General features: G+C 50.6%; 22 protein-coding genes. 15 read left to right on the forward strand and 7 right to left on the reverse strand.

Annotated features, from left to right (window positions below; all coding sequences use genetic code 11):
* The first annotated feature begins 187 nt into the window (after positions 1-187).
* From NST43_RS12585 to mnhG, 8 genes are all read left to right on the forward strand, one after another.
* Entirely contained in the window at positions 188-862 is a 675-nt protein-coding gene (locus NST43_RS12585; RefSeq protein WP_339224741.1) for a DUF2625 family protein, read from the forward strand.
* Between the two features lie 183 nt (positions 863-1,045).
* On the forward strand, positions 1,046-1,654 hold the full coding sequence (locus NST43_RS12590; RefSeq protein ID WP_339224742.1) for a universal stress protein: 609 nt from the start codon (positions 1,046-1,048) through the stop codon (positions 1,652-1,654).
* 67 nt (positions 1,655-1,721) lie between these two features.
* The gene (locus NST43_RS12595; RefSeq protein ID WP_339224743.1) at positions 1,722-4,586 is read left to right on the forward strand and encodes a Na+/H+ antiporter subunit A; all 2,865 of its coding nucleotides are present in this window, start codon (positions 1,722-1,724) and stop codon (positions 4,584-4,586) included.
* Positions 4,586-4,921 (forward strand): Na(+)/H(+) antiporter subunit C, encoded by a 336-nt coding sequence (locus tag NST43_RS12600; RefSeq protein ID WP_339224744.1) that lies wholly within the window; start codon positions 4,586-4,588, stop codon positions 4,919-4,921. The genes NST43_RS12595 and NST43_RS12600 overlap by 1 nt, the downstream gene beginning before the upstream one ends.
* A complete protein-coding gene (locus NST43_RS12605; RefSeq protein WP_209985859.1) occupies positions 4,918-6,399 on the forward strand; it encodes a Na+/H+ antiporter subunit D in 1,482 nt (493 codons plus the stop codon). The genes NST43_RS12600 and NST43_RS12605 overlap by 4 nt, the downstream gene beginning before the upstream one ends.
* A 2-nt stretch (positions 6,400-6,401) precedes the next feature.
* Positions 6,402-6,881 (forward strand): Na+/H+ antiporter subunit E, encoded by a 480-nt coding sequence (locus tag NST43_RS12610; RefSeq protein WP_209985863.1) that lies wholly within the window; start codon positions 6,402-6,404, stop codon positions 6,879-6,881.
* A complete protein-coding gene (locus tag NST43_RS12615) occupies positions 6,878-7,171 on the forward strand; it encodes a Na(+)/H(+) antiporter subunit F1 (protein WP_173126715.1) in 294 nt (97 codons plus the stop codon). The genes NST43_RS12610 and NST43_RS12615 overlap by 4 nt, the downstream gene beginning before the upstream one ends.
* Complete coding sequence (gene mnhG / locus NST43_RS12620; RefSeq protein ID WP_209986412.1) at positions 7,146-7,541, forward strand: monovalent cation/H(+) antiporter subunit G; 396 nt, start codon at positions 7,146-7,148, stop codon at positions 7,539-7,541. The genes NST43_RS12615 and mnhG overlap by 26 nt, the downstream gene beginning before the upstream one ends.
* A gap of 87 nt (positions 7,542-7,628) precedes the next feature.
* Here mnhG and NST43_RS12625 read toward each other — a convergent pair whose 3' ends face one another.
* Positions 7,629-8,867 carry an MFS transporter gene (locus NST43_RS12625; protein ID WP_209985866.1) on the reverse strand — a complete coding sequence of 413 codons (1,239 nt, stop codon included), beginning with the start codon at positions 8,865-8,867 and terminating at the stop codon, positions 7,629-7,631.
* A gap of 66 nt (positions 8,868-8,933) precedes the next feature.
* On the opposite strand from NST43_RS12625, the gene NST43_RS12630 reads away from it, so the two are divergent.
* From NST43_RS12630 to NST43_RS12645, 4 genes are all read left to right on the forward strand, one after another.
* Positions 8,934-10,043 carry a metallophosphoesterase gene (locus tag NST43_RS12630; protein WP_339224745.1) on the forward strand — a complete coding sequence of 370 codons (1,110 nt, stop codon included), beginning with the start codon at positions 8,934-8,936 and terminating at the stop codon, positions 10,041-10,043.
* A gap of 146 nt (positions 10,044-10,189) precedes the next feature.
* Entirely contained in the window at positions 10,190-10,576 is a 387-nt protein-coding gene (locus NST43_RS12635; protein WP_339224746.1) for a GntR family transcriptional regulator, read from the forward strand.
* Positions 10,566-11,429 carry an ABC transporter ATP-binding protein gene (locus tag NST43_RS12640; RefSeq protein ID WP_211723632.1) on the forward strand — a complete coding sequence of 288 codons (864 nt, stop codon included), beginning with the start codon at positions 10,566-10,568 and terminating at the stop codon, positions 11,427-11,429. The genes NST43_RS12635 and NST43_RS12640 overlap by 11 nt, the downstream gene beginning before the upstream one ends.
* Position 11,430: 1 nt before the next feature.
* On the forward strand, positions 11,431-12,069 hold the full coding sequence (locus NST43_RS12645) for an ABC-2 transporter permease (RefSeq protein ID WP_339224747.1): 639 nt from the start codon (positions 11,431-11,433) through the stop codon (positions 12,067-12,069).
* Between the two features lie 6 nt (positions 12,070-12,075).
* On the opposite strand, the gene NST43_RS12650 is transcribed toward NST43_RS12645, so the two are convergent.
* Complete coding sequence (locus NST43_RS12650; protein ID WP_339224748.1) at positions 12,076-12,600, reverse strand: MepB family protein; 525 nt, start codon at positions 12,598-12,600, stop codon at positions 12,076-12,078.
* Between the two features lie 156 nt (positions 12,601-12,756).
* Here NST43_RS12650 and NST43_RS12655 point away from each other — a divergent pair, with 156 nt between their 5' ends.
* Entirely contained in the window at positions 12,757-14,676 is a 1,920-nt protein-coding gene (locus NST43_RS12655; protein WP_339224749.1) for a serine hydrolase domain-containing protein, read from the forward strand.
* A gap of 302 nt (positions 14,677-14,978) precedes the next feature.
* On the opposite strand, the gene NST43_RS12660 is transcribed toward NST43_RS12655, so the two are convergent.
* Positions 14,979-15,458, reverse strand: a complete 480-nt coding sequence (locus NST43_RS12660) for a MarR family transcriptional regulator (RefSeq protein ID WP_339224750.1) — start codon at positions 15,456-15,458, stop codon at positions 14,979-14,981.
* Positions 15,459-15,587: 129 nt separating this feature from the next.
* Here NST43_RS12660 and NST43_RS12665 point away from each other — a divergent pair, with 129 nt between their 5' ends.
* The gene (locus NST43_RS12665; RefSeq protein ID WP_339224751.1) at positions 15,588-15,863 is read left to right on the forward strand and encodes a hypothetical protein; all 276 of its coding nucleotides are present in this window, start codon (positions 15,588-15,590) and stop codon (positions 15,861-15,863) included.
* A gap of 24 nt (positions 15,864-15,887) precedes the next feature.
* Positions 15,888-17,384 carry a monooxygenase gene (locus tag NST43_RS12670; protein WP_339224752.1) on the forward strand — a complete coding sequence of 499 codons (1,497 nt, stop codon included), beginning with the start codon at positions 15,888-15,890 and terminating at the stop codon, positions 17,382-17,384.
* 149 nt (positions 17,385-17,533) lie between these two features.
* On the opposite strand, the gene NST43_RS12675 is transcribed toward NST43_RS12670, so the two are convergent.
* The 4 genes from NST43_RS12675 to NST43_RS12690 all read right to left on the reverse strand — a co-directional run bounded on the left by NST43_RS12675 (position 17,534) and on the right by NST43_RS12690 (position 23,114).
* Positions 17,534-18,457 (reverse strand): carbohydrate ABC transporter permease, encoded by a 924-nt coding sequence (locus NST43_RS12675; protein ID WP_339224753.1) that lies wholly within the window; start codon positions 18,455-18,457, stop codon positions 17,534-17,536.
* 17 nt (positions 18,458-18,474) lie between these two features.
* Positions 18,475-19,437 (reverse strand): ABC transporter permease subunit, encoded by a 963-nt coding sequence (locus tag NST43_RS12680; protein WP_339224754.1) that lies wholly within the window; start codon positions 19,435-19,437, stop codon positions 18,475-18,477.
* Between the two features lie 121 nt (positions 19,438-19,558).
* On the reverse strand, positions 19,559-21,244 hold the full coding sequence (locus NST43_RS12685; protein WP_339224755.1) for an ABC transporter substrate-binding protein: 1,686 nt from the start codon (positions 21,242-21,244) through the stop codon (positions 19,559-19,561).
* Between the two features lie 127 nt (positions 21,245-21,371).
* Positions 21,372-23,114, reverse strand: coding sequence for a sensor histidine kinase (locus tag NST43_RS12690; protein WP_339224756.1), 1,743 nt, complete (start codon positions 23,112-23,114; stop codon positions 21,372-21,374).
* Between the last annotated feature and the right edge of the window lie 17 nt (positions 23,115-23,131).

Consider the following 23,131-nt stretch of genomic DNA (forward strand, 5'->3'; position numbering starts at 1 on the left):
ATCAATTTGCCAATCAATTATTTTTGGCATAGTCATTAAGAAATTCTATGAACCTTACATATTATGCAAGCTATATGCGGCAGAATGTTAATAAACCTCTGGTCAATTCAGGATTGCAGTTCCCCTTGAATAGGGTATATATAAATAGCGGCAATAGCATAAAGCATTGAGAGAGAGGCGTTAACATATGCATTTATTATCTGTAGCAGAATTGGTAGATGTGGAGAACCACGCCTGGGAAGAGATCAGGGAGCTGCTGAGTCAGGGATCACGCACCTACCGGCTGGAGGCGGCAGAGCCGGAGGCAGCAGCGCAGACACTGGTCCGGCTGCAGGTCAGCACGAAATCCTATCTGGGAGCGATAGCCTATGAGACAGGAGGAATTGTGTTCGAGCATGGCTGGATTACGCTGCTTGGTGCGGGAGCCGAAGGGATCTTCGGAAGCCTGGCCTCTTGGAATGGCCTGTCTACAGCGGATGATATTTCTCCCATGCCGGGGATGTTGATCGTGGCCTATGATGCGGCAGGCGGATTCTTCGGCCTGGATACGGGGCGGTTCGGGCAGACCGGTCATATCTATTATTATGCCCCGGATGTGCTGCAATGGGAGACCACCGAACTGACCTATTCGGGCTTCATCGGCTGGCTGGCGGAGGGGGACCTGGATCTGTTCTATGAAACGTTCCGCTGGGAGGGCTGGGAAGAGGCTGTCCAGCAGCTTGAGCCGGGCCAGGTCATGGGCTATTACCCGCCGCTGTGGACGAAGGAAGGCAGCGGCCCGCTTAGCCGCAAAGCACCAGCTTCTATTCTGGAGGCCTGGCGTTCAGCGAGAAGTGAGGGCGCTATAAATGAAGTAGAGTAAGGCCCGCGGCAGCCAAGGGATTCTATGTGTTGTCCGTAAACTTTACAAACAGCATCGGAATAGGTATAATTTAAGTATATTTCAGGGTTTGAAACAACAAAGAGGGGCCTAACGCCATTAGGCTCCTTTTGTATTTTCACCCATGTTAACAGGAGGGCGAAAGTCATTCACAAGGAAAAGATTTTGGTATGTGTTCATTATGGGCCGCATGGGGAGCGTCTAATCCGGCGTGGTGTCGAGCTGTCTGAGATGCTTGGGGCACCGCTCTATGTGCTTAATGTGGATAGTTCAGACAGCGATGAATATAATCATAGCAAAGAAATGTATATGGCTGTCTGGAAGCGTCTGGCGGAGGAAGCCGGAGCGGAATTTCTGGTCCGCAAACGCCGGGGCCGCAAGACAACGGATGTGATCGTTGAAGCAGCAGAAGAGAAAGAGGTCACTCAGATCATTATTGGCCAATCCGCCCAGACCTTGTGGCAGGAGCTGACCAAACGCAACTTCGTCAATGAGCTGATCAGCAAGATGAAGATGATGGATCTGCATGTCGTTGCAGTTCAGCGTATGCGCGCCGGCCTCGAAGAGACCCATGAAGAAGGGGTAATCTCTTATCTGGTGAAGAATGAGGGCGTATACCAGCTCAGCGATGAGCCGGAAGGCAACGATTACATCAAAGGCAAATTTTTTCATGAATTGCACACAGAATTTGAGAATGGCTTGTTCAGAATTGAGCAAGATGGTAAAGCAAGATATTTGCATATCTGTGAAGGGACGTTGACCGAGCCATTATAATCGGCTCTTGTCTTCAGGAAGTAAGTACCAGCGTTCACAACCCAAATTGTAAAATGGAAAAGGAGGCTTGCCTTTGCTGCATATAACCGTTCTTGTTCCGTTTCTCCTGGCCCTGATGATAGCGCTTCTGCGCGGGAGGATGCGAAAGCTCCATAGAGGATGGCTTGTATTAGCCGCACCGCTGGCGTTATTCATATATTTCTTGACCCGGATTCCAGTCATCAAGGGAGGGGATCTCGGATATGAGACCTTGTCTTGGATTCCTTCCCTTGGTATTGATCTGGTCTTCCACCTGGATGGATTAAGTTTGCTGTTTGCCTTATTAATTACGGGAATGGGCACCCTGGTCTTTATCTATTCCATCTTTTATCTGGATAAACGCAAGGAAGAGCTGACGCCGTTCTATGTATATCTTCTGCTATTCATGGGGGCGATGCTTGGAGTCGTGCTGTCCGATAATCTGATGGTGTTATACGGATTCTGGGAGCTCACGAGTGTCTCGTCGTTCCTTCTGATTGCCTACTGGCACCGGAGACAGAAATCACGCTATGGCGCACAAAAGTCAATGCTGATTACCGTCTTCGGAGGTCTGGCAATGTTCGCAGGCTTCTTAATGCTGTATGTGATGACCGGTACGTTCAGTATCCGCGAGATCTGGAGCCAGGCCGGCGACATCAGCGGACAGACGCTGTTCATTCCTGCAATGCTGTTAATTCTGCTGGGTGCCTTCACCAAATCGGCCCAGTTCCCCTTCCACATCTGGCTGCCTGATGCGATGGAAGCACCGACTCCGGTCAGTGCGTATCTGCACTCGGCAACTATGGTCAAAGCCGGTTTATATTTGGTAGCACGTTTCAGCCCGGTGTTCGCGGGGCAACATGAGTGGTTTTGGATTGTGTCGGGTGTCGGCCTGATCACCTTGATCTATGGATCGATCCAGGCGATGAAGCAGACGGACCTGAAGGCTCTGTTAGCCTATTCTACAATCAGTCAGCTCGGACTGATTATGGGACTACTGGGAATGGGATCGGCCGCGTCCTTCTATACAGGGGAAGAGGCTGTATTCTATACCGCCGCAACAACGGCAGCACTATTTCATTTAATTAATCATGCCATATTCAAAGGTTCGCTCTTCATGGTGGTCGGAATTGTCGACCATGAGACGAATACACGTGATCTGCGCAAGCTTGGGGGGCTGGTGTCTCTGATGCCGGTAACCTTTACGCTGGCGCTGATTGGCAGCTTCTCGATGGCGGGGCTTCCCCCGTTTGCCGGATTCCTGAGCAAGGAAATGTTCTTCACGGCTGTGCTGAATATCAGACAGCTGGATATCTTTAGCCCCGGGTCTTTTTTCACCATCTTCCCGGTTCTGGCGTGGATTGCAAGCATATTTACCTTTGCATACAGCATGATTATGGTCTTCCATACCTTTTTTGGCAAATATCAGCCGGAAAAGCTGGACAAAAAACCGCATGAAGCGCCATTCGGCCTTCTGCTTCCACCAGTTCTCCTGGCGCTGCTGGCTGTTGTCACCGGATTGTTGCCGAACATGCTGTCGAAGACACTGATCGTGCCGGGGATGAATGCCATTCATCCGCAGCTTGCAGCAATCGCACCTTTTGAGGTGAATATTCATTTCTGGCATGGATTCACAACCGAGGTCTGGATGACTCTGGGCGTGATCATTCTGGGGATTATTGTATACCGTGTATATGGCAGGTTCAGCCTTGTTGAGAAGGAATGGCGCAGCGGATATACGCTGACACAGGCATATGACGCGAGTATCCGTCTTGTTGAGCAGGCCTCACGTGCAATCACAGGGCTATATATGACAGGTTCCATGCGTCAATATCTGATGTACATTTTCACCTTGATTATTGTAACGGTTGGCGGCTCCATGCTGTATTCGGAAGGCATTACGTTCGGCCAGGGGAGCTACGCTCCGGTCACCTTCTTTGAAGTTGTTGCTGTACTGGTCCTGCTGACAGGCGCGCTCGCCATTCCGTTCGCAAAGTCCAGAGTCTCGGCGATTCTGCTGACGGGAATGGTCGGGTATATGGTGACCTTGCTCTTCATCCTGTTCCGCGCACCCGATCTGGCACTGACACAGATGATCGTTGAAGTGGTATCGGTCACGCTGTTCCTGCTCTGCTTCCGGCATTTGCCGAAGCTTGAGCGGGAGAAGGTCCGGTTCCGGCTGAAGGTACCCAAGCTGATCATTGCCGTAGGATTCGGCGCAACGATGACACTGGTTGCCCTGGCTGCGCTCGGCAGCAGTCCGTTCGAGTCGATCTCAACCTACTATGTGGAGAATAGTTATAAGCTTGGCGGCGGCAAGAACATCGTCAATGTCCTGCTGGTGGACTTCCGCGGCTTCGATACCATGTTCGAAATTACGGTGCTGGGATTGGCGTCGCTGGCCATCTACTCGATGATCAAGCTACAGCTGGAGCAGGATAATACACCTGTTCTGCCCAGAAAAAGACCAGAGGAGAGCAAGCGCCGCTATACCCGCAGCAATGATGTATTGTTACAATCGGTGGCAAAAGTAGCCTTCGTGATCATCATCACTTTCTCCCTGTATCTGTTCTTCGCGGGTCATAATCAGCCGGGAGGCGGCTTCATCGGAGCGCTGATGGCGGCGGCGGCACTCGTGCTGATTGCCATTGCCTTTGGTATGGAATTCGTTGAGAAGGTGCTGCCTGTCGATTATCGTAAGTTAATAGCCGTCGGAATCTCTATTGCTTTTCTCACAGGCATGGGTTCCTTTGTATTCGATGTTCCGTTCCTGACCCAAGCCTTCGGCTATTTCGAATTGCCGGTCATGGGCAAGACAGAGCTAACTACGGCGATGCTGTTCGATCTGGGCGTATACCTCTCGGTCATCGGTGTCACTATGAATATCATCTTTACGGTCGGGAGGGATAACTGATGGAGATCCTTATTGCCCTGGCGATCGGTGTCTTGTTCACCGTAGGTGCATATCTGGTCCTGTCCAAAAGCCTGCTCCGCATCCTGCTGGGAACCACGCTGCTGGCTCACGCCGTTCATCTGCTGCTGCTGACCATGGCGGGACTGAAGACAGGCGCTTCCCCTCTGCTTGGGGAGAACGCGGACAGCTATACCGATCCGCTGCCGCAGGCGCTTATCCTTACTTCGATTGTAATCAGCTTTGGGGTATCCGCGTTCTTCATCGTCCTGGCCTACCGGGCCTACCGCTCGGCGGGTACGGATGATGTGGAAGGAAGCAAGGGGGAGAGACCATGAACAACCTGCTGGTACTGCCTTTGCTAATTCCGGCCTTTACGGCGGTCATCCTGATTTTTCTGAAAGAGAAAGTGAAGCTGCAGCGTATACTCAGTGCCATCAGTGTGCTGGTGAACATCGCAGTAGCGCTTATCATTGTGTACCAGGTCCGTACGGACGGGATTCAGACGCTGTATATGGGAGGATGGCTACCGCCTTACGGCATCGTCTTCGTAGCCGATATGTTCGCAGCGCTGCTCGTATTGACGACTGCGGTGGTGGGGGCGGCCTGTCTGTTCTTTTCCTTCGCAAGCATTGGTGAAGAGCGGGAGCGGTTCTACTATTATACGTTCTTCCATTTCCTGCTGACCGGTGTGTTCGGCTCGTTCCTCACGGGAGACCTATTCAACCTGTTTGTCTGCTTCGAGGTCTTGCTGGTGGCCTCCTACGCCATGATTGTACTCGGTGGAACGAGAGTCCAACTGCGTGAGACACTCAAATATGTACTGGTTAATGTCATTTCCTCCACCTTGTTTGTAGCCGCAATCGCCTATCTGTACGCAGCAACCGGGACACTGAATATGGCACATCTCGCCATGCGTGTAGCGGAGGCCGGGCAGGGCGGTGTGATGAGTGTTATTGCCGTATTGCTGTTGCTGGTGTTCTCGCTCAAAGCGGGTCTGCTGCTGTTCTTCTGGCTGCCGGATTCGTACAGTGCCCCTCCGCAGGCAGTAAGGGCCTTGTTCGGAGCCTTGCTCACCAAAGTGGGACTGTATGCCATTACCCGGACGTTCTCACTGATCTTCGTGCATGATATGGGTCTGACGCATACGCTGATCGGCTGGATGGCAGGAGCCACTATGATTCTTGGAGCCATCGGGGCGCTGGCATACAATGATCTTAGCCGGATCTTCAATTATAATATTGTGATCAGCGTGGGATTCATCGCATTCGGCATTTCTGTCGCAACCCAGGATTCTCTGAGCGGGGTAGTGTTCTATCTGATGCACGATATGATTGCCAAGGCGCTGCTGTTCTTCCTGGGAGGACTCATTATCGCCGCCTCGGGAACCGAGCAGCTTAAGCTGATGGGCGGTCTAATCCGCCGGTATCCATGGACGGGCTGGATGTTCTTCATCCTGACGCTGGCCCTGGTGGGAGTCCCTCCGCTTAGCGGTTTTGCCGGGAAGGTCATGATGGTCCGCAGCGGCTTCGGGGAGCAGCACACTGTGCTTGCGCTCATTGCTCTGGCTTCGAGCTTCGTGGTCTTGTATTCGCTGATCAAAGTGTTCCAGCAGGTATTCTGGGGAGGCGAGAAGAACGAAGAAGAAATCCGCCCTCTGCGCTACAAAGCCATGATGGCACCGGCTGCCGTGCTGTTTGTGCTCGTCATCCTAATGGGTATCGGCGCTGAGCTGGTGAACGGCTATGTAATACAGGCCGGCGCAGTCCTCGCTGATCCGGCAGCGTACATTAATGCTGTCATAAGGAGTCGATGAAGATGGCCTTTCAAATATTATTGAATCTCATGATAGCCTTCCTGTGGATGTTCCTGAATAATGACTGGACGGCCTCCGGCTTCATAATCGGCTATGTGCTGGGGGTGGCCGTTCTCATTGTCATGCGCCGCTTCTTCGGCGGGCGGCTGTATCTGGGCAAAGTATGGGCGGTGCTGAAGCTGGTGGCCTTGCTCCTGCGGGAGCTGATCGTATCCAGTTATGTAGTGGTGAAGGCAGTGCTAAGACCGAATCTTAACATCCGCCCGGCTATTCTGATGTACCATACAGAGCTGAAGTCGGACTGGGAAGTAGCGGTGTTGATCACCATGCTCTGCCTTACACCGGGCTCTGTGGTGCTGGAGGTATCCAAAGACAACCGCACCCTATATATTCATGCGATGGATATAACAGATGTGGAGCAGTTCGACGCGAATATCCGCAATACGTTTGAACGCGCGATTCTGGAGGTGACCCGTTCATGATTCACTTTATCCTCATGCTGTCGCTTTCGATTATGGTAATCTCTATTGCCATCTGCGCCTGGCGGCTGGTCAAGGGACCTTCACTGCCTGACCGGGTGGCCGCGCTGGATACCATTGGAATCAATCTGCTGGCGATGGTAGCGGTTCTCTCGATCCTGTTTAAGACTGAGGCTTATATCGAATATATTCTGCTCATCGGAATTCTCTCTTTTATCGGCACGATGGCACTGGCCAGATATATCGAAAGGGGAGTGGTGTTTGAATATGGAAATGATCAAGACGGCAGTTGAATTACTCTTTGTCCTGCTTATTCTGACTGGTGCACTGCTAAGCGCTGTCAGTTCTGTGGGGCTGATCCGCTTGCCGGATGTCTATTTGCGATCACATGCCGCAGCCAAAAGCGCTACGCTGGGTGTGCTCTGTATCCTCAGCGGCGCGTTTCTCTATTTTGCCTTTTTTCTCGATTTCGTCAGTGCGAAGCTGCTGCTCGGAATCGTGTTCGTATTCATGACTTCGCCGCTCTCCGCTCATCTGACAGGCCGGGCGGCCTACCGCTCCGGTGTTCCGCTCTGGAACCGCCGCGTCCAGGATGACCTCAAGGGGGCACTGGAGAAGGAACAGCTGGAGGAACAGGTGAAGACCGATTCATCCTCGTCATAATCAAATAAGAACAGGGATGTCCGAAGCACCTTGAGTCGCTGCGGGACATCCCTGTTGTGATATTTGGCTATGAACGGATGGCAGAGGTTAATGAGAAGCGTGCTGGTGTACGGTTCGTCTGCGGTACAGATGCAGCAGCAGATACGAGGCAGCAAAGGCTGCCGTAACCAGCCACAAGGGGATTCGCGGGTCCAGCTTGTATGCCCAGCCTCCGATAATGCCCGCAGGTGCGGTGAACACCAGGATCAGCACGGACAGCATAGAGAATACCTTCGCCCGTTTATCATCATCAATCGCGTTCTGCACGGCTGCCTCCAGATAAGGAGAGCTGATCATTAGTCCCACAGCTGCGAGAATGGTGCTAAGCCCGATCCAGATGAAGCTTGCAGAAGGATAGAGGACCAGCATGGCATTCGAGAGAGCAGATAAGCCGAAGCCTGCCATCATGGCGCGGTTGGCGCTCTGATCCGGGATTCTGGGCATCAGCAGCCACAGGGTCAGCAGCATGATGACAGAGGACACTGCCGGGAACAGAGAGAGAATGCCGCTGTCCAGATGAATATAATCTGCGAGATAGAGATACAGGTAGGTGCTTTTCAGCGTGGCCTGGAAGTTGAACAGAATATAGACGCCGAAGATCAGCAGCAGATTGCGCTCAGCCCCAAGGTCACGGAAGGCACCGCCGTATTCGATCATACTCTCCCTAAGGCCGAGCTCCCGGGTCTCCTGTCTTTTGCGAATGCCGGCTTCGGTCTCCCGGGTGGTCAGATGACGGCCCACGAACTGGAAAGTCATGAAGAGGAAGGCCAGCACGTACATGATCCTCATGCCCGTGACCATGCCATACTGGTGGACAAGCAGACCACCCAGCGGAGCGAACAGACCTCCGATCACCCCGATGATCTGTAGCAGGGTGAATACATAGGTCCGGTCTGAGGGACGGGTATCTTCCACAATCAGGCAGTAAAAGGCGATATGCGGCACACGCTGGAAGCCGTTGATCACCGCAGCCGCCACAAAAAACCACAGGTTCTGTGAAAAGGCCCACAGCAAGGTTGCCAGACTCCAGCTAAGCAGGTCGAAATATAAAATAGCCCGCTTGCGTCCCAGACGGTCCGTTAAATATCCGCTGAGCAAAGAAGAGAACACCTGTACAATCAGTCCGATGGTTGTGATCCATCCGATGTTCAGCTCCGTCAGTCCCAGCTCGTACATGTACAAGGTGGCATAGGTAGAGAACATACTAAAGGGAATCAGGAAAAAAGGCTCAAAGGTCAAGCAGCCCCGGCTGTTTCCCTGCAGCCGCGGAAAAAAGGGTTTGGCCATGATGAAATCCTCCAGGTTGTCATTTGAGTACACTATATTTATTTAACACAAATTGGAGCTGAGTGCATGTTTATTATTCTCGGGCTGGTATTTATTACGATATACGCCTTAATTGTATTCTATATTGGCTGGAGCGGCTGGGGCTGGATTAAGCCGGTAGTGTCAGGCAGATTCCGGCTATTCTATATCATTGCGCTGATCTTCCTGGCCAGCTCGCTGATCCTCTCCAGAGTGGTGGCGGGGTCAGCGGTCTTAAGCGTCATCGGCAGTTACTGGCTGGCCATATTCAGTCTGCTCCTCATGCTGCTTCCGCTGGTGCATCTTATGGTCTGGCTCACGAAGCTGAGCCGTCTGCCGCGCCATGCCGTTCAGAAGTGGTCCGGTATCCTGACGCTGGTGGTGCTGGTGGGCCTGATTGGATATGGGAGCTACAATGCTTACAGCCCGGTTGTGCGTTCTTATGAGGTACAGATCGACAAGCCGGGACCGGCGAACGGTGAGCTTCATGTCGTGATGGCTTCAGATATGCATTTCGGCTATTTATCCGGCAAAAGCCATGCGGTGCGGATGGTCAAGGAGATCAATGCACTACACCCGGATCTGGTCCTGCTCCCCGGCGACATTGTAGATGATGATGTCCGGCCGTATAAGGAGAAGGGGATCGGCGAAGTTTTATCGGAGATTAAGGCTCCGCTTGGCGTGTACGCCTCGCTTGGGAATCATGACCGGTTCAAAGGCGGGACCGAGGAGATCCTCAGCCTGCTGGAGGAGAGCGGGATTCAGGTGCTCTATGACGAAGACGTCGAGGTGGGAGGCTGGCTGACGCTGATTGGACGCAAGGATTATAGTGATAAGGAACGCGCGAAGCTGGCGGATCTGACCAAGAGCATAGATCCTGCCAAGCCGGTGTTCATGCTGGAGCATCAGCCGGTTGAATTCAGTACCGCCGAGGAGCAGGGAGTCGATCTGATGGTCTCCGGCCATACGCACCGCGGGCAGATTGCGCCTGCCAATCTGATCACTTCCAGAGTGTTCGAGAATGACTGGGGTTATCTGCAGAAAGGACAGCTTCATACCATCGTCTCTTCAGGCTATGGCTTCTGGGGGCCGCCGATCCGTATCGGCTCACGCTCGGAGGTGGTGTCCATTCATGTTCGATTCTCGAATGCACAATAAGTAAGGCGGAAGGGCTGACCTCAAGCTGGGGTTGGCCCTTTTTGTATGTCATAAGAGTGTGGTTATTTAGCAGGTTTACAAAAACCAAGAGATCAGTTATATTGTACTGGTACAATAAGTACACTGTTCGCACAAGGAGGAAGCGTGTGGAGATCATCATCAGCAGCAACAGAAACAAGCCCATTTATGAACAGATCACTTCGCAGATCAAAGGCAAGATCATGAGTGGGGAGCTTCAGGCGGGAGATCCTATTCCTTCCATGCGTTCCTTGGCCAAGTCTATTCAAGTCAGTGTTATCACCGTACAGAAGGCGTATGAGGATTTACAGCGTGATGGCTTCATTGAGACTACGGTTGGCCGGGGCAGCTTCGTTTCCGCCGTGAGCCAGGACCAGTTTCAGGAAGAGCAGCAGAAGCAAGCAGATCAACATCTGAGACAAGCCGCAGAAATCGCCCGTGCGGGCGGAATCAAACTGGAGAAGATGGTAGAGATGCTGACTATCTTTTATAAGGAGGGTAATCATGAATCTTAGTTTAGAAATAACCGGGCTGACCAAGTCCTATGCTGATTCTGATTTTGTGCTGGACGATGTATCCTTCTCCATTCCCAGCGGAACGATTATGGGGTTCGTGGGGGAGAATGGGGCCGGGAAGACGACAACCATCAAATCTATATTGAATACCGTTCATAAGGACAGCGGGACGATCCGGCTGATGGGCCAGGAGATGACGGATAGAGACACTGCATTACGCGAAGACATCGGGGTTGTCCTTGATTCAGCTAATTTCCCGGAGGTATTGACCCCAGGCAAGCTTGCTAAGGTAATGCGCGGAATCTACAGGCAATGGGATCAGGCGCTCTACGTGAGGCTTACGGACAAGTTCGCCCTGCCCATGAATAGAAAGATCAAGGAATTCTCCCGGGGCATGACGATGAAGCTTGCCATAGCCGCCGCCATGTCGCATCATCCCAAGCTGCTGATCCTTGATGAAGCGACCTCAGGCCTCGACCCTGTGACCAGAGAGGAGATACTGGAGGTATTCCTGGAGTTCGTAGAGGATGAGCGCCACGCCATATTGATGTCCTCCCATATCACAAGCGACCTTGAGAAAATTGCCGATCACATCACCTTCATACATCAGGGGAAGATTATTCTGACAGCAGTGAAAGATGAGCTGATCTATGACTATGGTGTTGCCCGCTGTACAAGAGAACAGTTCAAGCGGATTGCGGAAGGAGATCGGCTGACTTATAGAGTAAGGGAGCATCAGATTGATGTGCTGGTCGAGGATAAACAAGGCTTTGGACAGAAGTACAGCGGCGTTACGGTGGATCAGGTATCCATTGATGAGATTCTGCTGCTGCTCGTAAAGGGGGAGAAATAATATGCGCGGGCTGCTGTTAAATAATTATTACTCACTGCAAAATAACATCAAATCCTCCCTTGGCATTGCGCTGCTTCTGTCGCTGGTTTCCTTTGCCGGGGTGGATCACAGCGTACTGAATGCAGTCATCGCGGCGCAGATTTGGATTTTTGTGTTGAGCATCGGGGCCTCCCTGCAGATGGATGAGGCTTCTAAATGGAACCGGTTTGAACTCACCATGCCGATCAGAAGGAGAACAGTCATCCATGCGAAGTATTTGTCCTTCCTGATGTTAATCCTCATGGGCACCGCTGTAAGTCTGGTTACTCTGGCATTAACCTATGTAAGCAAGGGAGACATAGCACATTTGAACCTGTCCACCGGGTATACCTTCGGTTTATCTTTATCTATCTCCACCCTGGCGATCTACTATCCGGTCATTCTTAAATTCGGTGTGGAAAAAAGCGAGCAGATGGTGATGATATCGGCAGGGCTATCGGTGGGCCTTCGTCTCCTGGTGTGGATGCTGCTGAACCTGTATATGGACGATGTGAACTATAATGGTCCTGAGACCGGGTATGCCACCCTGATCCTTGCTGTTCTCCTGTTCGCGGTGTCCTATCTGATTGCCGTGCGGATTCATCGGAATAAAGAATTCTGATTGTTGTTAAACGTCCGGGCTGGCCTGATACAACCGGGTTAATTCCTGCATGTGGTGATTGTTCATGGGATCAACTATTCCGAAATAAGGGAGCTGCCATGTCTGAGTAGCTACAGCCTGCTTATTGGTCACGGTATTCCAGGCTGGATATACCCGTATCGCCATTTTTCCCGGTGCATTACCGGTTGCCAGCACGCCATGCATTTTCAGCAGGTCCTTCGGAAAGACAAACTGTCCAAGCTCCCCGCTAACGGGATGGAAGGTGTTAATGACCAGCAAATCAGGGGCATCGGCATAAGAGAAAGCCTGGTTTTTGCTATCGGTATTTTTTTCCCACATCGCGACAAATTGTCCTGTCTTCGTCGGAGTGATTTTGGCCACCCGAAACCGGACCGACAGGGCACCCAGCTGGAATGTACCTGCTCCATATTCGGCATTCTGCGGTTCTTCACGTATGGAATCGGCAATTAAGCCGGCTGGTGCGTACAATGTTTCATTAATATAAGCTAATGTGGTGTGGAATTTATTCATGCGCTGTCCCTTCTTCCATGAAGATAATCATGCTGCTTCTACTAAAGATACTATCAGTGAAATCGGCCGAAAGGAAATTTCCCGGTAATCGGCGAGGTTTTTTGTTAGAATTAGGAAGGCAACAGGATTTTACTTGGCTAAAGGAGAGGTTTTATTTTGAAAAGAGGATTCACACTAGTGCTCTTGGTGCTGTTGCTGCTCTCGGGCAGCATTACAGCATTTGCCGCAGAGCAAAGCAGTGCTGGAGCAGTTGGAGCTACCCCATCCGGCATACCTTTGACCGGGCTGGAGGCTTTTGTAGACGATTATGTAAAAGAGTACATAGGAAAGCAGACCGTAGGCGCTTCCGTTGTGATGGTGAAGGATGGACAGGTCGTACTGTCCAAGGGGTACGGCTACGCCGATGTGGAGCAGCAGATCCCCGTCACCCCGGATACGGTCATGGAATGGGGCTCCATCAGCAAGCTTGCTGTATGGGCATCCGTCATGCAGCTGGCGGAGCAGGGCAAACTGGACCTGAATCAAGATGTCCGTAAGCTGCTGCCGGAGAATTTCCTGAAGAAGCTGAAATACGATGAGCCGATTACGATGCTGAATCTGATGAACCACAACGCCGGATTTGAAGAGTATATGTTCGATATGGCCTACCAGTCCCCTGAGGAAGTGCAGTCACTGGAAGAGGGGCTGAAGCTGGCTCAGCCGGCACAGATATACAGACCCGGAGAGGTAGTCGCTTATTCTAACTATGGCAACTCACTGGCTGCCTATATTGTGGAGCGCATCAGCGGACAGGCGTATCATGAATACGTCCAGCAGCATATTTTTGAGCCGCTGGGTATGAAGCATTCCATGGCGTATTCTGTGGTGGAAGACCGACCGGAGCTGCTGGAGCATAAGGCCAAGGGATACTTCTTCGCCGGACCAGGCTCCTTCAATCAAGGATCATGGAATTATATGTCCATGTACCCGAACGGCGGAAATAACGGGACGGCTGAGGATCTGGCCAAGTTCGCCATGGCCTTCATGCCTGCCGCCGGAGAGCAATCCCCGCTGTTCAAAAAGTCCGGTACACTGGATACGATGCTGACCCGCAGTCATTCCGCTGCTGAAGACATGCCGGGCATCGCCCACGGGTTCTGGGAGTATCCGGGAGTTCACCGGACGCTGGGGCATGGCGGGAACACGATTGCTTTTGCCACCAATCTTATGCTGGTGCCTGAAGACCGGTTTGCAGTCGTGATTATGACGAATCAGGCGGGCGAATCCCATATTGTTCATGGTCTGACCAAGGCAGTAGTGGGACAGAGAGCGCAGACGGAGGCAGCGGTTCTGCCGGATGTGTCAGAGGTGGAAGGCAGATTCGTGGCAGCGCGCCGTCCCGGACATGGCTTCATGAAGCTGTTCCCTTATCTGACGATGATGAAGCTTGAGCCTCAGGGGGCAGGTCAGCTTCAGGTGTCACTTGCCGGGATGAGCGGAAGCTATCAGCAGGTTCAGCCTTACCTCTATGAGAAGACGGGCGGGGATTCAGGGCTGGATGCCTGGCCGATGCTGTACGCCACAATGAAAGAAGGAAAGGTAGAGTCTGTCTCGGTGTACACCTCCGATTATCTGCCGCTGTCTCCGGGCCGGTCCATGCCGTTACTAATTCTAAGTGCAGCACTTGCGGCTCTGGCCATCGTCTATTTCGCAATCGCTCCATTTGTGTTGTTGGTACAGGCACTTCTGAGCAAAAGGAAAGCTCGTCGTAACGGTCCTGCCCGCCGTTCCGCCAACCGGAAGCTGACGGCCGGACTGACTTTAACCGGTACAGGTCTGGTGGTGAACAATCTGGTGCTGGCCTTACGGATGCTTAGCAACAATGAACGTGCCTATGCGGAGGTGTATCCGCAGATTATAGTGAACTATGGCCTGAGCGGACTGGCTGTCCTGTTCATAGCCGCACTATTGCTAAGCCGAAAGAAGGACCGGAACTCGTCGGGCTTAACAGCCCGAAGCCGCTGGTCCGCTATCGTGCCTGTGGTGATGATGGTGGTTTTGCTGGCCCAGCTTATATTCTGGGATTTTTACAATTAAGCAGCAGGGGAAGGGAAAAAGCGGCTATCTGAGGACAAGAAGCCAGGGTGCGGGGGAGAGCGGGCGTACGTTTTTTCACTTGCCTGCTACTTTAGAATTACTTATTACATCCCACGTGTGCGACAATCATCTGTTCGTAGCGATGGACAGAATACCTTTCATTTTCTGTATAAATGGCTACGCTGTCCTTAAGAGGATGGCGTAGCCGTTCTCATTTCTGCAATAGGGCTAAGCAGCCTCTCACTTGAACTGTATCCCCAATTATTATTGATGTCTAACCTATGTACAATTCATTGGGTTCGTTAGCGATAGAAGTCCACCATATCTCCAAACAGCCGTTTAATAAATTCGAGCTCGCTTTCGTTATATCTTTCCAAAAATTCGTACATTCTTTGCTTTTCCTTCGCATGAAGCTCATCATGAGCAGCAAATAGCTTTTTGCCGATAGGCGTTAGCCGAAAATACACTTCCTTTTTGTTGTCGTTGAACTGGGCTTTTCGCACCCAACCTGCCTTTAGTAATTTATTTGCGATCTTGGAGGTATTTCCTTTACTTAAATTGATTCTCTCCGCGATGGAAGTGAGATTGATCGGCTCCTGCTCTCCGATGCACGCAATGGTGTGCAGTTCCGTCATATTCAAGCTGAATTCTGATTCAATATGCTTCCGGATATCCTTCAGGTATGTGGCAGTTATTCGGGTTTCATATTGCTCTTTTTGCTCAAGAAACTGAACGAAAAATTCATGAATGGCAGTTTTGTTTTTACTGGCAGTATCCATCATTATGCTGGCTCCTCGACTTATTTGTTTTATTATATCATAGATTGTTCTCTGAGAAACATACGAGCAAACCCATATTCGGATTGGGGTTGACATGGTAAACAGTAACCAAGTAAAATGATATTGTTTCGTATGAAACTAAAATTTTATATAATTTTCAGCACACTTGTTTTAACAGGCGATAAAAAAGGTTCTAACGAAACAATAATTGATGAAGGAGGTTTGCCGGAAATACTTGTCCACTTTTCAAGAGGGAATTTGACGGATAAGGTTACATCTGTAATTTCTCATGTCGTGGTAACTACTGCCTCCAAATTGGCCTTCATCTCAGGTCAGGTTTCTGTAGATGAAACAGGATCATTGGTCGGTTCAGGGGTCGAAATAGACGCTATCGTGATCTTCCCATAATGTTTAAGAAAAGAGGGGTTTGATATGAAATATGAAGTCATCCTGATCGGTGGCGGGCCTGTCGGCATGATGCTGGCCGGGGAATTGGCATTAGCCGGTGTAAAGGTCTGCGTCATTGAGCGATTAAAAGAGACAACCCCTTATTCACGTGCGCTTACCGTGCATCCTCGAACTCTTGAAATATTAGATATGCGTGGAGTGAAATCACAATTAATCAGTCAAGGCCGCTTACTTTCGAGAGGACATTTCGCCGGATTAGAAACTCCTTTGGATTTCACGGTGTTGGATTCTTCTTCCAATCACACTCTCTTTTTACCGCAGAGTGAGACGGAGAAGGTGTTGGAGGAATGGGCGCTTAGCCTTGGCGCAGAGGTCTGGAGAGAGGTTGAGGCTCTATCTGTACAACAGGATGAGGATGGGGTTGACGTTAAGATCGCAGGACCTCATGGAGAAACAACGTTAAGATCAGCTTATGTGGTAGGTACGGATGGAGCCAGAAGTTTGGTTCGCAAGCATGCAAATATATCATATGAAGGTACAGATGCGACCTTCACGGCGATTCTGGGGGATGCCGTTCTATCTGATTTGGCTCCTATGAGTGTCATATCCCGGATTACAGAAAAAGGATTGGTCAGTATCATGCCGATCAATGATCATATGTATCGGGTCTTGATGATCGATATGGAGAGACGTAACATCTCTAAGGATGAGCCCGTTACATTGGAAGAGTTTCGTTCATCGCTCATCCGTACGACCGGAAGCGATCTGGGATTGAACGATGTGAAATGGATGTCCCGTTTCGGAAATGCGACGCGGCAAGCTGGACGCTATCGGAATGGTCGATTGTTCTTGGCGGGAGATTCGGCGCACATTCATTTTCCCGCTGGTGGACAGGGAATGAACGTCGGCTTACAAGAAGCGATGAACTTAGGCTGGAAGCTTGCAGGAGCAATCAAAGGCTGGGCTCCGGACTGGCTATTGGACAGTTATCATGCCGAGCGCTTTCCATGGAATACGACCTTGCTCCGGAATACCGAGGTCCAAACCCTGCTTCTGGACGTGACTCCCCCTATCACGGAACTTCGAAGCATGTTAGCTAAACTGATTCAAATACCGGAGGCTAATTATCAAATCGCCGCACAAGTTTCCGCAATGGATGTACATTATGATCCAGACGCCGAAGCGCCCCCCCATCCTTTAAATGGGAAACGTTTCAAGGATCTAAGCTTAAAGCTGAAAGGCGGGCCATTGATTAACGCCTATCCGTTACTACACAAAGGTACTTTTCTTCTGCTGCATTTCCATTCTAATGAACAGAATAGCGGTCAATGGGAAACGTATAGCAACCTTCAAGTTGTACATGCCTCTTTGGCTGAGGCTGACGCGGATTGGAACGACGTCCACACGGCGCTTATTCGTCCGGATGGACATATTGCCTGGGCGATTCCTCTATCCGTTCCAAATCCAATGCAAACCATAAATGAAGGAATCACTCGCTGGTGCGGAGACAGTACCGTGTAGTAATTCGTTCGAGGTGCGTAACTGATTCGCTACCACGTTCAAGGATCTAATGAATTAGGGCTTGCAATTAAAAACAGGCGACCCTCCAGAGGCCGACAGCCCCGGTGGATCGCTTGTTTGTGTTAACGGTATTATTTGGCCCGTAAGACTTAGCCTTTGACCCCGCCGACAACCATCCCTTTGACGAAATACTTCTGCAGGAACGGATAGACGATGATAATCGGCACACTGGCCACAATGGTCATCGTGGCACGGATAGAGGTCGGTGTAACGGTCGCTTTGTTGCCCTGCGCGTTCGCAAAGGCATCAGCTGCCGAGGAACTGGACATCGCGGTGTTGGACGTAGATAGCATCTTCATTAGCTCATACTGGAGCGTACTCAGGTTCGGCATGGATGAGTTATACAGGAAGACGTCGAACCAGGAGTTCCACTGATAGACCGCTACGAACAAGGAGACAGTAGCCAGAGCCGGAACCGTCAGCGGGAGTACAATACGCGAGAACGTAATGAAGTCTCCGGCGCCATCGATTTTGGCCGATTCCATCAGCCCCTCAGGCAGTGCCTCGATGAAGGAACGAATGACAATCATATTAAATACGCCGATGATACCCGGGATAATATAGACCCAGAAGGTATTAAGCATATTCAGCTCTTTGATCAGCAGGTAGCCCGGGATCAGACCGCCGCTGAAGTACATGGTGAAAATAAAAGTGACGGACACAAACTTCTTCAGCTTATATTCCGGACGGCTGACCGTATAGGCAAGCATCGCTGTACAGAATACGGAGACCACAGTTCCGACAATCGTCCGTGCTGCGGAGATGAAAGTCGAATAGAAAATGTTGGATTCACTGAATACATACTCAAAGTTTCGCAGCGTCCATTCCCGCGGCCAGATATAGATATCCCCACGGACGGAGTCATTCGCTTCATTGAACGATAGAGCAAACATATTCAGGAACGGGTAGAGGGTGACGATGACCAAGAGAATCATGAAGACCGTATTGCAGATATCAAAAATCCGGTCACCTAATGAAGAATTCCGGTATGAATTAGCTTTGGATTTAGCCATAACTTGTGTCCTCCTTTCTAGTACAATCTGCTTTCGCCCATACGTTTGGCGATATTATTGGCTGCGATCAAGAAGATGAAGCTGACCAGGGTTTTGAACATACCCGCTGCGGTGGCAAGCCCGAAGTTATTCATCTGCATCCCGTATTTCAGTACGAAGATATCCAGATTCTCCGAATAGTCCAGATTCATACCGTTACCCAGCAGGTACTGCGCTTCGAAGCCGGATTCCAGAATATGGCCCAGGTTCATGATCAGAATCAGTACAATAACCGGCTTGATGCCCGGCAGGGTAATATAGAACATTCTTTGCAGACGGGAAGCCCCGTCGATCTCGGCTGCTTCATATTGGGACGGGTCGATGGAGGTGATGGCAGCCAGATAGATGATGGTGTTCCAGCCGACATTCTTCCAGACTTCCGTTGCTCCGAGAATTCCCCAGAAGTACTTGCCTTCACCCAGCCACAGAACCGGATGATCAATAAGCTGCATCTTGAGCATCAGCACATTGATGATCCCTTCCGGTGCCAGTGCCATTTGCACGATATTGGCCGCTACGACCCAGGAAATAAAGTAAGGCAGGTAACTGATCGTCTGCACGGTGCGCTTGAAGAGGACATTACGCAGCTCATTCAGCAGAAGGGCCAGTACAATGGCCGTTACAAAACCCAGTACCAGGTTAATGGAGCTCATAACCAGAGTATTACGAAGTACACGATAGAACTGCTGTTCCTGGAACAGGAACTTGAAATTGTCCAAGCCGACCCACTTCTGGTCGAACAGATCCTTGGCGGGCTTGAATTTCTGAAAAGCAATCGTCCATCCCCATAGCGGGAGGTATTTGAATATAATCACCCATAACAGAAAGGGCAATGACATCAGCATCAGCATTTTCTGTTTAGATAGCTCTTTAAAAAAGGTTTTGAAGCGCGAAGTGCCGGTATTATTCGATTTTGCCAACTGCACAGCGGTTTTCCCCACCTGTACCGTCCCCTTTCCTAGCTCCATATTCTCTATTTACTAACAAGTGTAAGTGTAGAAGGGAAAAGTGAAGGCGAGCTTCACTTTTCCCGGTTCATCATGCTTGGCGTCAGCGGTCAGCTTACCACTTGCCCTCAACACGGGCTTTTACCTTGTTAGTCATGAATTCTTCGTAGCCCTTGACGTCCAATTTGTTGTATTCGGCAAGGTATTCATTCCAGACAGCCTCGAAGCCTCCTGGTGCAGCAAGGACCATACGAGGATAATATTTCTGCTGCAAATCGCCGGCTCTCTGGCTGAAGAGCTGCTCCGGGGAGCCCGGTTCTTTCTCAATACTCCATGCAGGGTACCATGGGCGTTCTACCGGCTCAGCATAGAAGTCGGAGAAGGTCTTCAGGTTGTAGGCCTTCAGCAAGGCTTTGTCGCCTTCGGTGTAGTTGATGGCTGCAACTTCCGGCTGGTTGAACGGAACATGGGCGTTGCCGTCCTCATACACAGAGTTATCGCCATAACGCGGCCACTCATAATCGAAATAGGAGAAGCCGTATTTACGTTTGAAATCATTGTCGTTGCGGTTTTTTAACTGTTCTTCGCTCATAACCATACGGCCTTCGGCATTCTTGGAGTAAGTTACGCCTTCTTCGCCCCACTGTACAAGCTTCTGGTTCTCATCGGTCAGCAGATTGTCGAAGTATTTAATAATACGGACCGGATCTTTCGCGCTGACGGTGATCCCCAGTCCGCGGTTGTTCACGAAGGAAGGAGGATCAACATAAGCGTCTTTAATGCCTTCGTCATATAAAATAGGAAGGGCAACGTAACGCAGGTCGTCATTACCGGCGGTTCTCAGGTTGGTAGTGGCATCGTTGACCTGCCAGGAATAGTTGACATATCCGAGTACACGGCCGGAGGTCAGCTTCGCCAGATACTGGTCTTTGTTCGCAGTGAACGTCTCAGGGTCAACCAGGCCCTTACCGTTCATTTCGTTCAACTTGGCCAGCCAGCGCTTCTCGGTGTCCGTTCCCTGATACAGCTTGGCTTCATGAGACTCCATGTCGACCATAACACTGCCTTCATTCGGATAACCGGCCAGGTGCATTGGCTGGTTGGTGATGGTGTAGAATTCTCCGGCTGTACCGGCGAAGGTGACGAAGCCGATGGTATCTTTACCATCTATCTTAGGGTACTTAGCCTGGTATTTCTCAATCAGGTCAAAGTACTGGTCAAGCGTTTTCACTTGCGGGTAACCGAATTCCTTGAGGACGCGTCTCTGCATCCAGAAGGTGCTGCTAGGGTCCGGCGGCGACAAGTATCCGTTTACATTTGCAGTGAAGGGAAGGATATAGATGTTGCCGTCTTCATTCGTGATCTTGTTCATGTAGTCGCCGTAGACGCGCTTGATATTAGGACCATACTTCTCAATCAGGTCATTGAGCGGAATATAGGCACCGGCATCCAGGAACTTGGCCAGCTCGCCGACTGGAGAGATGACATCAGGATAGTCGCCGCCGGCAATCATAACACCGGACTTGGTGCTTGCATCCCCAACCACGTTTTCCATCTTCCAGTCTACACCTGTCTGTTCCTGAAGCTTCTTGCCGATGGTGGTATCACTGGCCATGACATCCTTGTTGGCCCCGAAGCCGAAGTAAGTGAATGTTACCGGTTCTGTGCTGACTTCGCTGTTTTCTCCGCCGGACTCACTGTTCTTTCCGCCTGCATTGTTGCCGTTCGAACAGCCGACAATGAGGAGTGCCGAAGCCATAACAACAGCCAGTCCGGTTTGCAACCATTTCTTTGTACGCATTTCATATCCCCTTTCTTTACTTTGTGCTATTGAACATCCTCATTATAAAAGAAAGCGTTTCACATTGTTACAGGGCAAACCTTAGATCAGTCTTTGAATAATTAAGGTATACCCTATATTTATTTATTTATTTGTTCTCCAGAGGCAGCCGCAGCAAAATGCGCGTTCCCGCTCCGGGCTCGCTCGTGATCGTGAAGGTGAACGATTCCCCGTAGGTGATCCTCAGCCGGGTGATGACATTCTTCATCCCGATTGAATCGCCCATGGCCGAGTCATCCTCCAGGTAATGCAGCAGCTCGCTGATTTTTGCCTGATCCATGCCCACGCCGTTATCCGTAATGACGAAGAGGATCTGCCCGTTCTCCTGAGCGATTTGAATGTTGATATACCCGATGCCGGCTATATTCTCAATCCCATGGATACTGGCGTTCTCCACATACGGAAGGAAGGCCATCTTCGGGATTTCAATGTTCAGCAGCGATTGGTCAACCTCGATGTGATATTCAAGCTTGTTGTCGAAGCGGTATTTCTGAATCTCCAGGAAGCACTCGATTAATTCAAGCTCCTCGCGTATCGTAACGAAGCTGCTTTTCCACATAATTGATTTGCGGAAAATCTTCGCCATGTTCTGAATCGTCCGGGCCGTCTGGGTTTCGCCCTTCATCATACTGCGCATACGGATGGTCTCCAGTGCATTGAACAGGAAGTGAGGGTTAATCTGGCTGTGCAGCGCATGAAGCTGAGCCTGCCGCTGCCGCAGCTCCAGCTCCTTCTTCTGTATCTCTGCGACATATACATCATTGATCAGGTTCTCGATCCGTTTGCTCATCCGGTTGAATTCTACCGTAAGCTCACCGATCTCATCCCGCTCCAGGTGATAGGGAATCAGACCGAAATTTTTGTCCTTTACGGACTTCATGTGCTTCAGGATGTTTTTGATACGTGTGTGGATCGAGCGGGACATGATCACGATCACTAGGGTAGGCACAAGGAAGTTAATCCCGGCAAACCACAGGATAAATTGGCCCGATTGTCTCACATCCGACAGAATGAGCGCTTCATCCAGTACGCCATAGATGGACCATCCGCTTAAATAACGGTTATTCTGATAGGTTTTGTCGATCACGATGGCCTGCTTCGGCTTGGGAATCTCATTCGGAGTAAGGACCTGTCCTGACGTAACCAGCTTGCTGGGTGTACCGCTGGAGAGACGGCCGAAGCGCGCTTGACCGGAAGGGTCGAGAATGTAGAAGTCCCCGCTGAAACTGGATAAGTCCAGAATTTGCCGGATATAATTCATATTCAGATCAATTTTGAATACATGCTCATAGGTCTCAAGCCGGCGGTCGGTGAGTCTTTGGATGACACTGATACTGTCAGGCGTAACATAGAGATGGGGATGTGTATTGCTGAATTGACTAATCTGTTTATACCAGTCCTGATTTCGCATTTCATCCTCGAATTTTATGATATGGCCCGAGGCGAGAATGGTTGGATTGTCTGTCATGATGACAGAGGAGCTCATGATTTTATTCTCCTTGTCGGTGCGGTTGAACAGATTCGATATGGCATTCAACGATTCCACATAACGGTCTGTGGACGCATAGGTGGTGTTCAGATGTTGAATGAGCTGCCGGTCAATGGAGTAGAGGTAGGAGATGCCTGCGGCATCCTCAATAACCGTCCTCAGCTCGGCTTGTAACAGGGTCATTGCCTGCTCGGCATCCGCGGTCTTCTGATTCTTGATATTGGCAGTGGTTACCCGGTAGAACATCACATTGGTCAGGATGATTGGAATGAACACGCATACAATGTAGATGACGATCAGCTTGCTTCTAAGCTTCATATGATTCAGACGAAAGTTGAACACGGAAGGGAGCCTCCTTA

Source organism: Paenibacillus sp. FSL H8-0332, assembly GCF_037963835.1.
Classification (GTDB): Bacteria; Bacillota; Bacilli; order Paenibacillales; family Paenibacillaceae; genus Paenibacillus_AQ; species Paenibacillus_AQ rhizoplanae.

Bases quoted from the DNA above. Each gene is read 5' to 3' on its own strand.
- NST43_RS12640 (WP_211723632.1), top strand. From the start codon at position 10,566: ATGAATCTTAGTTTAGAAATAACCGGGCTGACCAAGTCCTATGCTGAT.
- NST43_RS12610 (WP_209985863.1), top strand. From the start codon at position 6,402: ATGGCCTTTCAAATATTATTGAATCTCATGATAGCCTTCCTGTGGATG.
- NST43_RS12585 (WP_339224741.1), top strand. From the start codon at position 188: ATGCATTTATTATCTGTAGCAGAATTGGTAGATGTGGAGAACCACGCC.
- NST43_RS12665 (WP_339224751.1), top strand. From the start codon at position 15,588: ATGAAACTAAAATTTTATATAATTTTCAGCACACTTGTTTTAACAGGC.
- NST43_RS12645 (WP_339224747.1), top strand. From the start codon at position 11,431: ATGCGCGGGCTGCTGTTAAATAATTATTACTCACTGCAAAATAACATC.
- NST43_RS12615 (WP_173126715.1), top strand. From the start codon at position 6,878: ATGATTCACTTTATCCTCATGCTGTCGCTTTCGATTATGGTAATCTCT.
- NST43_RS12625 (WP_209985866.1), bottom strand. From the start codon at position 8,867: ATGGCCAAACCCTTTTTTCCGCGGCTGCAGGGAAACAGCCGGGGCTGC.
- mnhG (WP_209986412.1), top strand. From the start codon at position 7,146: ATGGAAATGATCAAGACGGCAGTTGAATTACTCTTTGTCCTGCTTATT.
- NST43_RS12630 (WP_339224745.1), top strand. From the start codon at position 8,934: ATGTTTATTATTCTCGGGCTGGTATTTATTACGATATACGCCTTAATT.
- NST43_RS12650 (WP_339224748.1), bottom strand. From the start codon at position 12,600: ATGAATAAATTCCACACCACATTAGCTTATATTAATGAAACATTGTAC.
- NST43_RS12685 (WP_339224755.1), bottom strand. From the start codon at position 21,244: ATGCGTACAAAGAAATGGTTGCAAACCGGACTGGCTGTTGTTATGGCT.
- NST43_RS12670 (WP_339224752.1), top strand. From the start codon at position 15,888: ATGAAATATGAAGTCATCCTGATCGGTGGCGGGCCTGTCGGCATGATG.
- NST43_RS12675 (WP_339224753.1), bottom strand. From the start codon at position 18,457: ATGGCTAAATCCAAAGCTAATTCATACCGGAATTCTTCATTAGGTGAC.
- NST43_RS12605 (WP_209985859.1), top strand. From the start codon at position 4,918: ATGAACAACCTGCTGGTACTGCCTTTGCTAATTCCGGCCTTTACGGCG.
- NST43_RS12600 (WP_339224744.1), top strand. From the start codon at position 4,586: ATGGAGATCCTTATTGCCCTGGCGATCGGTGTCTTGTTCACCGTAGGT.
- NST43_RS12660 (WP_339224750.1), bottom strand. From the start codon at position 15,458: ATGATGGATACTGCCAGTAAAAACAAAACTGCCATTCATGAATTTTTC.